Raw genomic sequence first — 8,002 nt, forward strand, 5'->3', positions numbered from 1 at the left:
ATGAATGGCGCGCCACGCGAGCTTGCCATGGCCGATTTCGCGGCGGCCGGGCGAACCCATGCGGCCGGTCTCGCCCACCGAATAGGGAGGGAAGTTGTAATGCAGCAGGAAGTTTTCCTTGTAGGTCCCCTCCAGCGAGTCGATGAATTGCTCGTCCTCGCCGGTGCCGAGCGTCGCGACCACCAGAGCCTGCGTCTCGCCTCGGGTAAAGATCGCGGAACCGTGGGTGCGCGGCAACACGCCGACCTGGCTCAGGATCGGGCGCACGGTGTCGAGGCTGCGTCCGTCGATGCGCAGATGGGTGTCGAGAATGTTCCAGCGCACGACTTTCGCTTGCAGCTCGTGGAAGACTTCGCCCACTTTCTGCTTGTCGAATTTCGCCTCGCCATCGGCCGGGAACAGGGCGGCGTTGACCTTGGCCTTGACGGCGTCCACGGCGGCGTAGCGCTGCTGCTTGGCGGTGATCTTGTAGGCTTCGCGCAACTCCGCCTCGGCGACCTCGGCGACGGCCTTTTCGATTTCGCTGTTGTCGGCGAGGACGAGATCGCGCGGCTCCTTGGCGGCGCGCTCGGCGAGCCGGATGATCGCCTCGATCACCGGCTGGAAGCCGGCGTGTCCCGCCATCACGGCGGCGAGCATGACGTCTTCGGAAAGTTCTTTTGCTTCGGATTCGACCATCAGCACGGCGTCGGCGGTGCCGGCGACGAACAGGTCGAGATCGGAGGTCTTGGACTCGTCCACGGTCGGATTGACCTTGATCTCGCCATTGATATAGGCGACGCGCGCGCCGCCGACCGGGCCCATGAACGGCACGCCGGACAGGGTCAGGGCGGCGGAAGCCGCGACCATGGCCAGAACGTCGGGGTCGTTTTCGAGGTCATGACTCAAAACGGTGATGATGACCTGGGTCTCGTTGCGATAGCCGTCCGGGAACAGCGGGCGGATCGGGCGGTCGATCAGCCGCGACAACAGGGTTTCGCGCTCGGTCGGACGGCCTTCGCGCTTGAAATAGCCGCCGGGAATGCGGCCCGCGGCGAAAGCCTTTTCCTGATAATTGACGGTGAGCGGAAAAAAGTCCTGGCCGGGCTTGGCCGACTTGGCCGAAACGACGGTGGCGAGCAGCGTGGTCTCGCCATAGGAGGCGAAGACGGCGCCGTCGGCCTGGCGGGCGATGCGCCCGGTTTCCAGCACGAGCTTGCGCCCATGCCATTCGATTTCCTCGCGATGTATTTCAAACATATGTTGCTCTTTCTGAAGGTTGGCCGAAGCGCAAACCATGAGCAAGACGGCAAGACGCCGCTCAAAACGGCGTCTGACAATCCTGCTCCGGCCCGGACGCTTCGTCCGGATGGACGGACGGCCCCTGCCGCCGGTCCGATTCTTGCGCGGCGATTTTTCCGCGCGAATATGGAAAAAACGCGGCCGATGGTTCGGCCGCGCGAGGTTTTAGCGGCGGATGCCGAGACGTTCGATGAGCTTGCGGTAGCGCGGTTCGTCGCCCTTCTTGACATAGTCGAGAAGCTGGCGACGCAGCGAGACCAGCTTGAGCAGGCCGCGACGCGAATGATTGTCCTTCACGTGCGACTTGAAATGCTCGGTCAGATTGGTGATGCGCTCGGTCAGGATGGCGACCTGAACTTCCGGCGAACCGGTATCGCCCGCTTTAAGGGCGTATTCCTGGATGAGCGCCTGTTTGCGCTCGGCGGTGATCGACATCGTCTTTCCTTCTGTTCTGGTTGGATGGTCGGCGATTGGGCGGGCCGCTCCGGGATGTCGTCCAGGGCGGTCGCGCGTCATCGCGTGCGACCGAAAATTTTCGGCGCAACGCGTCTCTATACACTTTTTTCGAGGCGGGGCCAGCGCATTCGCGTTTTGCCGGGCCGGCGCGGCGAAGTCTTCAAAACGGCAGGTTGAAAACGCGGCTGGGCAAAAACTCGCCCCGTTCGACCTCGCCCGAGGCGATCACCACGCCCGAGCAGACGGCATAGGCCGCGCCCTCGGCGGGCGCGTCTCGTCCGCGCAGGATCACCGACTGGCCGCGCCGCAGCCGCGCCGCCCCGTCGCGGTCGAGAATGACGCAGGGCAGTTCGGATAGTCCGGCCTCGACGCCGAGAAACGCCCGATGCGCCTGTTCCGGCGCCTCCAGCAGTTGCGAAAGCGGCGTCGAATCGGCCTCGAAAAACGGCCCGACCCGCGTGCGGCGCAAGGCGACGACATGGCCGAGGCAGCCGAGCGCCCGGCCGAGATCGCGGGCGAGGGCGCGGACATAGGTTCCCTTGCCGCATTCGGCCTCCAGCACGGCATGGTCGCGGTCGCCGCCGACGAGGCGCAGGGCGTAAATCGTCACCGGGCGCGGCGCGAGATCGACGATTTCGCCGTCGCGCGCCAGATCGTAGGCGCGTTCGCCATTGATCTTGATCGCGGAAAAGGCCGGCGGCTGTTGCAGGATCTCGCCGGTGAAGCCCGCCAGCAGCGCCGCCACGGCGGCGGGCTCGGGCCGCGCCTCGCTGGTCCGCGTGACCTTGCCCTCGGCGTCGTCGCTGTCGGTTTCCGACCCCCAGCGCACGGTGAAGCGATAGGCTTTCTCGCCGTCCTGCACGAAAGGCACGGTCTTGGTCGCCTCGCCGAAGGCGACCGGCAGGATGCCGGAGGCGAGCGGGTCGAGCGTTCCGGCGTGGCCGGCCTTTTTGGCGTTGAACAGGCGCTTGAGTTTCGACACCGCCTGTGTCGAGGTCAGGCCGACCGGCTTGTCGAGCACGATCCAGCCATTGACTTCGACGCGGGTGGAGCGCGGGGCGCTCACTTGCCCTCGTCTCGGCCCGGCGCGGCTTCTCCGTCCGCCGGGTCATCGGATTCTTCGTCCTCGTCCCGCGCGGCAAGGTCGCGCGCGACCTTCTCGGTTTGCAGCAGAGCGTCGATCTTCGCGGCATTGACGAAACTTTCGTCGAGCTTGAAGCGCAGATCCGGCGCATATTTGAGATTGACGCGGATCGCCACCTCGCCGCGCAGGAATTTCTTGTGGCGGTCGAGGATATCGACGATGACGTCCTGCGCCTGGCCGCCGAGCGGCATGACATAGACGGTGGCGAGTTTCAGATCCGGGCTCATCCGCACCTGCGGCACGGTGACCACCAGCCCGGCGAGATCGGGATCGGTGATTTCGCCACGCGCCAGCAAACTGGCGACGGCCTGACGGATCAATTCGGCCACGCGCAGCATGCGCTGGCTCGGCTCGCCGCCTTTTTGATGCGACCTGGACATTCATGCCTCTTGGAAACGCCGCCCCTAACCCTTGGTCGCGGCAAAGCGCATCAGGAGGGGTTTGATTGCCCCGCCCCTTGGGCGGGGCTAGGAGCGAACGCCATAGGGCGTCTTTAGACGCCCGTCCTGCGACGGGCTATGGCCGAGCTGATGCGAGGGGCGCCGACCGCGCATAGCGCGGTCGGCAAACATACTAGAGACTTCTTTTGATCTCCTCGACGCGGTAACATTCGATCACGTCGCCCGCGCGCATGTCCTGATAGTTCTCGAAAGCCATGCCGCATTCCTGACCCGCCTGCACTTCCTTGACTTCGTCCTTGAAGCGCTTGAGCGTCGAGAGCTTGCCCTCGTGCACCACGACATTGTCGCGGATCAGGCGGACATGCTGGCCGCGTTCGACCGCGCCGTCGGTGACGCGGCAGCCCGCGACCTTGCCGACCTTGGAAATGTTGAAGACTTCCAAAATCGAGGCGTTGCCGAGCATGGTTTCGCGGATGGTCGGCGACAACAGGCCCGACATGGCCGCCTTCACATCGTCCACCAAGTTATAGATGATGTTGTAATAGCGGATCTCGATGCCGAGCTGTTCCGACAATTCGCGCGCTTCCTTGTGCGCGCGGACGTTGAAGCCGATCACCGCCGCCTTGGAGGCTTCCGCCAGCGCGATGTCGGATTCGGAAATGCCGCCGGCGCCCGCGTGAACGACGCGCGCGATCACTTCCTCGGTGCCGAGCTTCTCTAGCGCCGCGACGATGGCCTCGACCGAACCCTGCACGTCGCCCTTGATCACCAGCGGGAATTCCTTGCGGCCGGCGGTTTTCAGCTGACTCATCATATCGACCAACGACGAGCGGGCCGAACCGCCGCGCGCGGCGGCCTGGTCGCGCTTCTGGCGGTCGCGATATTCGGTGACTTCGCGGGCGCGGCCTTCGGTTTCGACCACGGCGACGCGGTCTCCGGCTTCCGGCGCGCCGGAAAAGCCGAGAATCTCGACCGGGAAGGAGGGCCCGGCCTCGACGCAATTCTTGCCCTTGTCGTCGATCAGGGCGCGCACGCGGCCCCATTGCGAGCCGGCGACGATGATATTGCCGACGACGAGCGTGCCGCGCTGCACCAGCACGGTGGCGACCGGGCCGCGTCCGCGATCGAGCCGCGCCTCGATGACCGTGCCTTCCGCCGGACGGTCGGGATTGGCGTGAAGGTCGAGCACTTCGGCCTGAAGCGTGATGGCTTCGAGCAATTTGTCGAGATTGATCCGCTGCTTGGCCGAGACTTCGACCTCCAGCGTGTCGCCGCCGAGGCTTTCGACCTGCACTTCATATTGCAGCAGTTCCTGGCGCACGCGCTCGGGCTTGGCGTCGGGCTTGTCGATCTTGTTGATGGCGACGATGAGCGGCACGCCCGCCGCCTTGGCGTGGTTGATCGCCTCGACGGTCTGCGGCATCACGCCATCGTCCGCCGCAACCACCAGCACCACGATGTCGGTGACTTTCGCGCCGCGCGCGCGCATCGCGGTGAAGGCGGCGTGACCGGGGGTGTCGATGAAGGTGATATAGCCGCCAAGCGGCGACTGCACCTGATAGGCGCCGATATGCTGGGTGATGCCGCCGGCTTCGCCCGAAACGACATTGGCCTTGCGAATGGCGTCGAGCAGCGAGGTCTTGCCGTGATCGACATGGCCCATGATGGTGACGACGGGCGGACGCGGCACGAGGTTTTCCTCGGCGTCGGGCTTGTCGAACAGGCCCTCCTCGACGTCGGATTCGGCGACGCGCTTGACGCTGTGGCCGAGTTCGACGGCGATCAGTTCGGCGGTGTCGGCGTCGATCACATCGGTGATCTTGAGCATCTGCCCCTGTTTCATCAGCAGCTTGATCACGTCCACGCCGCGTTCCGACATGCGGTTGGCGAGTTCCTGGATGGTGATGGTCTCGGGCAGCACGACTTCGCGCGACAGGCGCTCCTTCTGCTCGACCACGCCCTTGAGGCGCTGGGTGCGGCGGCGGAAGGCCGCGACCGAACGCATGCGCTCCTCGTCGCCGCCCTCGGCGGTGGCGCTGGTCACGGTCAGGCGGCCGCGATCCTTCATCGCGCCGGTGCGGCTCGGCTTGACGGCGGGAACCGCGAGTTTCGGCGCGGCGATGATGCGGCGGGCCGGCGTAGACGGGGTCGCCGCCCCCGCCGTGCGCTCGGTCGCGGCCTGAGCCGTCGGCGCCGGCGCGGCCGGCCTCGGGGTGTTGAAGACGATCTGCTGCGGCCGGCCCGTCGGCCTTGCATTGGGGGCCAGGGTCACGCTGCTCTCGCTATCGGCGGCGGCGGCGGCGGAGCCGGCGGGCGCGAGACGGCGGCGCGCCTCTTCTTCGGCGCGGCGCTTGGCTTCGGCCTCGCGGGCCAGCCGGGTTTCCTCGTCCTTCCGGCGGTTTTCGGCGGCGTCGCGTTCGGCGCGTTCGCGCGCCTCCCGCTCGGCGCGCAGGCGGGCGTCGGACTCCTGGCGCTTGCGGTCATCCTCTTCGCGGACGCGGGCGTCGCTGAGCGCGCGGGTGCGGGCGTCGCGCTCGTCGTCGGTCAGGGTGCGCAGTACCACGCCGGTCTGCGGGCGCGGCGCGAGCGGCTTCACCGGCCCACGATTGGCGGGCTGCGCCCCCTGCGGCGCGGGCGCCGGCGCGGGGGCCGCCGCCGCCGGCTTGGGAGCGGCATGGACAGGCTCGCCGGGGCCATGGGCGCGGCGCTTGACCTTCTCCACCACCACGGCCTTCGAGCGGCCATGCGAAAAACTCTGGCGTACGACGCCCTGTTCGACCGGACGCTTGAGCGAAAGCGTCTTGGACGGAGGCGCGGTCAGAGTCTTGTCGCCGGAATTGTTGGAGTCATTCATATCGTTCATACGTCCCAGGGCCTTGGCCGTTCGTGCCGTCGGCGTTGAAGTCCTGCTCCAAAGCCATGTTTGTTGTCAAACTTTTCGTCAAAACCGCTTCCCCGGAGGAAGCTTCCGCTTCCTCGTCGCCGCGATATACCGCAAGTCGCCGGCTGGAAGCGAGAAAAACCTTTGCCGCCGACCCTGGAGCCAGCGCCGCGTGGACGACATTTCCGCGCCCAAGCGCCGAATCCAGCTCATCGACGGTGAAAGCGCCGATTTCGGGGCGCGACGCCTCGCCGAATTTCCGGCGCAGAACCTGACCGAGCTTGCGCTTGCCGTCGGGCGCGCCATCGCTGGCGTGAATCAGCGCGCAGACGGCGCCGGAATTAATCGCCGACTCGACCTTGGCGTAGCCGGTCGTCACCAGTCCGACTTTGTTGGCCATCGACAGAGCCTGCAAGGCGTCGCGCCGCAACAGTTTTTCGATCAGCTCGGGCAGGTCGGGCGAAGCGACGACTTTTTCCTTCAGGGCGCGCGAAAACGCCTGTTTCCTGATCGCCTGGGCGACGAGAACCTTCGACAGGCCGACCCAGACGCCGCGTCCCGGCAATTTGCGCTTGAGATCGGCGACGACGGCGTTTTCCGGACCGAGGACGAAACGGATCAGCGCGTCGGGATGGCTGATCCGGCGCGTGACGACGCAGGTCCGCTCCACTCCCGCATGGGGAGCGGCCCTCGGGCCTTCATCCGTATCGCCGATATCCTGTCGCGCCTCGACCGCCAAAATGCTTCGTCTCCCCTTGTCCGGCTCATGGCGCCGGCTCGCCGCCTTCTTCGCCTTCGCTCTCTTCGCCCTCGGCCGGCTGCGGCGCGAGATCGGCCGCGTCCACCCAGCCCGCACTCACCCGCGCCCGCATGACGATCGCTTCCGCCTCCTCGCGGCTGACTTCGAGCCCGTCGAGATAGCCGGGCGTCTTCACCGTTTCGCCATTGTTCTTTTCGGTCCAGCCGACCAGATCGTCTGTCGCGCAGCCGGCGAGGTCCTCGATGGTTTTCACCTCGTTCTCGCCAAACCGGACCAGCATGGCGGTGGTGACGCCCTCGATCTCGCGCAATTCGTCGGCGACGCCGAGTTCGCGCCGGCGGGCGTCCTGTTCGGCCTCGATGCGCTCCAGATATTCGCGGGCGCGATTCTGGATTTCGACGGCGGTGTCTTCGTCGAAACCCTCGATCGCCGCGACTTCGGTCGCATCGACATAGGCCAGTTCCTCGACCGAGCGAAAACCTTCCGAGGCCAGCAATTGCCCGACCACCTCATCGACGTCGAGCGCCGCCATGAAAGCCTGGGTCCGCTCGACGAATTCCTTCTGCCGGCGCTCGGATTCCTCGGCCTCGGTCAGAATATCGATGTCCCAGCCGGTCAGTTGCGAGGCGAGCCGCACGTTCTGGCCGCGACGCCCGATCGCCAGCGACAACTGATCGTCGGGCACGACCACCTCGATGCGCGACGAATCCTCGTCGAGCACCACCTTGACCACTTCCGCCGGCTGCAACGCATTGACGATGAAGGTCGCGGCGTCGACCGACCACGGAATGATGTCGATCTTCTCGCCCTGCAATTCATTGACCACGGCCTGCACGCGCGAGCCCCTCATGCCGACGCAGGCGCCGACCGGATCGATCGAACTATCGCGCGAGGTCACGGCGATTTTCGCGCGCGAACCGGGGTCGCGGGCGACAGATTTCACCTCGATGACGCCGTCGTAGATTTCCGGCACTTCCTGCTGGAACAGCCGGGCCATGAATTGCGGATGGGTGCGCGACAGGAAAATCTGCGGCCCCCGCTGCTCGCGGCGCACGTCATAGACATAGGCGCGGGCGCGG

The 8,002-nt window shown here is 66.1% G+C and carries 7 protein-coding genes; all 7 read right to left on the reverse strand.

Annotated features, from left to right (window positions below):
* On the reverse strand, positions 1 to 1,239 hold a 1,239-nt coding region (pnp, locus tag QZY01_RS08845; protein ID WP_294536038.1), incomplete at its 3' end, for a polyribonucleotide nucleotidyltransferase.
* Positions 1,240 to 1,446: 207 nt separating this feature from the next.
* A complete protein-coding gene (gene rpsO / locus QZY01_RS08850; protein WP_294536041.1) occupies positions 1,447 to 1,716 on the reverse strand; it encodes a 30S ribosomal protein S15 in 270 nt (89 codons plus the stop codon).
* 181 nt (positions 1,717 to 1,897) lie between these two features.
* The gene (gene truB / locus QZY01_RS08855; protein WP_294536044.1) at positions 1,898 to 2,803 is read right to left on the reverse strand and encodes a tRNA pseudouridine(55) synthase TruB; all 906 of its coding nucleotides are present in this window, start codon (positions 2,801 to 2,803) and stop codon (positions 1,898 to 1,900) included.
* Positions 2,800 to 3,261 (reverse strand): 30S ribosome-binding factor RbfA, encoded by a 462-nt coding sequence (gene rbfA, locus QZY01_RS08860; RefSeq protein WP_294536047.1) that lies wholly within the window; start codon positions 3,259 to 3,261, stop codon positions 2,800 to 2,802. The genes truB and rbfA overlap by 4 nt, the downstream gene beginning before the upstream one ends.
* A gap of 193 nt (positions 3,262 to 3,454) precedes the next feature.
* Positions 3,455 to 6,136, reverse strand: a complete 2,682-nt coding sequence (gene infB / locus QZY01_RS08865) for a translation initiation factor IF-2 (protein ID WP_294536054.1) — start codon at positions 6,134 to 6,136, stop codon at positions 3,455 to 3,457.
* Entirely contained in the window at positions 6,129 to 6,902 is a 774-nt protein-coding gene (locus QZY01_RS08870; RefSeq protein WP_294536048.1) for an RNA-binding protein, read from the reverse strand. The genes infB and QZY01_RS08870 overlap by 8 nt, the downstream gene beginning before the upstream one ends.
* A gap of 25 nt (positions 6,903 to 6,927) precedes the next feature.
* Positions 6,928 to 8,002, reverse strand: a 1,075-nt coding sequence (gene nusA, locus QZY01_RS08875) for a transcription termination factor NusA (RefSeq protein WP_294536051.1), incomplete at its 5' end; no start/stop codon positions are given.

This window comes from uncultured Rhodoblastus sp. (assembly GCF_903903185.1).
Classification (GTDB): domain Bacteria; phylum Pseudomonadota; class Alphaproteobacteria; order Rhizobiales; family Beijerinckiaceae; genus Rhodoblastus.

What these genes read in the sequence shown, in the direction of transcription:
- rpsO (WP_294536041.1), bottom strand. Translation starts at nt 1,716, where the DNA reads ATGTCGATCACCGCCGAGCGCAAACAGGCGCTCATCCAGGAATACGCC.
- rbfA (WP_294536047.1), bottom strand. Translation starts at nt 3,261, where the DNA reads ATGTCCAGGTCGCATCAAAAAGGCGGCGAGCCGAGCCAGCGCATGCTG.
- infB (WP_294536054.1), bottom strand. Translation starts at nt 6,136, where the DNA reads ATGAATGACTCCAACAATTCCGGCGACAAGACTCTGACCGCGCCTCCG.